This is a genomic window from Flavobacterium zhairuonense, assembly GCF_004352915.1.
Lineage (GTDB): Bacteria > Bacteroidota > Bacteroidia > Flavobacteriales > Flavobacteriaceae > Flavobacterium > Flavobacterium zhairuonense.
This window is the reverse complement of sequence record NZ_SJSY01000030.1, coordinates 1-613: the sequence shown is the minus strand read 5'-3', so window position 1 is coordinate 613 and position 613 is coordinate 1. Positions and strand designations below refer to the sequence as shown.

The 613-nt window shown below is 35.9% G+C and carries 2 protein-coding genes; both read right to left on the bottom strand.

Annotated features, from left to right (window positions below; translation table 11 throughout):
* Nucleotides 1-356, bottom strand: a 356-nt coding sequence (locus EYY60_RS00050) for a hypothetical protein (protein ID WP_132987399.1), incomplete at its 3' end; no start/stop codon positions are given.
* A 2-nt stretch (nt 357-358) separates the two neighbouring features.
* Nucleotides 359-613, bottom strand: a 255-nt coding sequence (locus tag EYY60_RS00045) for a T9SS type A sorting domain-containing protein (RefSeq protein WP_132987398.1), incomplete at its 5' end; no start/stop codon positions are given.

Below are 613 nucleotides of genomic sequence, written 5' to 3'. Positions count from 1 at the left end.
GCACTTGCCAATCCTTTAGCATCAGTAGCCTTGATTCTCCAGTAATAAGCAGTGTTTTTGCTCAAAACAAAAGAAGCGGTGTTGTCTGCGCCGTCAAACGTTTTTTCGATTTGAGTAAAAGCATTGTCTTTGGCAACTTGAATTTGATAGGTTATAGCGTCTTTATTTTCATCCGTAGATTTATTCCATGAAAAAGAAACGGTATTGTCTAAACACAATTTATTGTCAACAGGAGAAGTTAATGCAGGTACAGTTGGCGCCACGTTTACTGCAGGCGTTGGATCTGGATCATCAGAACCTCCTCCGCAAGAAATAAACAAAACACTGATTATTGATAGATATATAAAATTTTTCATTTTTATTTTTTTATGATTTTAATGTATTCTGGAGTCTCAAAATAGATTTTAGCTGCATAAATTCCTGAAGGCTGATTTTCAAGAGTCAATTGTACTTTTCCATTTTCGATAACGTAGTTTTTTGCTGAAACCAATTGACCGCCGAAATTGTACAATTCAATTGTAACCTCTTTGTCCTTCGTTGGAATTTCGATTTCAAAACTTCCAGATGTTGGATTCGGATAAGCCGCTAAAGTTCCAAAAAGATCCAACGTTGC